The 1,212-nt window shown below is 69.4% G+C and carries 2 protein-coding genes; one reads left to right on the top strand and one right to left on the bottom strand.

Annotation, left to right across the window (positions count from 1 at the left end; all coding sequences use genetic code 11):
• Positions 1-723, bottom strand: a 723-nt coding sequence (locus ACM2XV_RS15435) for a hypothetical protein (RefSeq protein ID WP_487027589.1), incomplete at its 3' end; no start/stop codon positions are given.
• 186 nt (positions 724-909) lie between these two features.
• Here ACM2XV_RS15435 and ACM2XV_RS15430 point away from each other — a divergent pair.
• On the top strand, positions 910-1,212 hold a 303-nt coding region (locus ACM2XV_RS15430), incomplete at its 3' end, for a glycosyltransferase (RefSeq protein ID WP_487027588.1).

Genomic DNA, 1,212 nt, shown 5'->3' with positions numbered 1-1,212 from the left:
CGACGCGCGGGCACGGCGGGCACGGGCGCGCTCGCGGGAGAGCGCGACGTTGTAGAGCACGAACGCGAGGGCGATGAAGACGAGCATCACGCCGGCCCCGGTGATGACGATCGGGATCGCGGGATTCGAGCCCTCGGCCGCCTCGGCCGCGCCGTCGGTGATGGTCGTGAGCTGGATGCGGTCGGCCGCCGCGACCTTCGCCGCGTTCTGCTGCCGCAGCACGTAGGTCTGGAACTGCTCGGCCGCCGTGCGCGAGATCTTCTCGGCCCGGCTCGCGCTGTCGCTCTCGCCGACGACGTTGATCATCGGCAGGGTGTACTTGCCCGGGAACTGCTCGCTGCCGGCCGGCTGGGTCGTGCGGCTGACCGCCGTGAGGCCGTCGTCGGGGCCGAAGGCGCCGAGGCTGGCCTCGACCTGCTGGCGGATCGTGTCGCCCGAGATCAGATAGGCGTAGACGACGGCCGTCTGGGCGAGGTTGGTCTGCTGCACCGACTGGCCGGGTGCCTGGGTGGGCCCGACCTGCTGGTCGGTGTAGATCGACTGGTCGGACGAGCCGAGCATGATCGTCGTGGCCGCCGTGTACTGCTGGGTCGTGCGCGAGACGAGCTTGCCGTCGACGAGGGTGAAGCCGGCGACCAGTGCGGCCATCGCGGCGACGACGAGGCCCACGAGAAGCAGCCACTTGTAGCGCCAGAGAACCCTGAGGTAGTGAGGAACGTCCATGTGCGTCGCCTTCTCTCGGGATGGGATCGATGGGGTCGGTGCGGCTCCGCACCCGGATGGGACTTTTTCAGCGTGCACCCGGCACCTTGACAGTGATGTTTCCTCACATTGCCGTCATGTAAAAGGTTCACGACGGATCCTCACATCCTCTACCGGCCGTCGCGGGACTGCCGCACGGTTAGTCCCATGACCCGCCCGCTGACGGTTTTCTATGCGTTTCCCCACGCGCTGGGCGCGGCGGGAATCGGCTGGACGGCCTGGAATCAGGTGGTCGAGCTGGCCGCGGCGGGGCATCGCGTGCACGTCGTCGCGGCGTCGCTCGATCGGCCGGCGCCGGGCGCGGCGAGCGTGCTCACCACCTTTCAGAAGGGGCGGGTGCGGATGCCTCATCGGGCGATCGGGCGTGAGAACGCTTTCGCCCTGAACGACCTCATGACGGCCCGGGCGCTGCGGCGCCTCGCCGCCCGCGAGCCCGTCGACGTGGTGCAC

This window comes from Gryllotalpicola sp. CP2-P1 (genome assembly GCF_057512245.1).
This window is presented reverse-complemented; position numbering and strand designations above follow the sequence as displayed.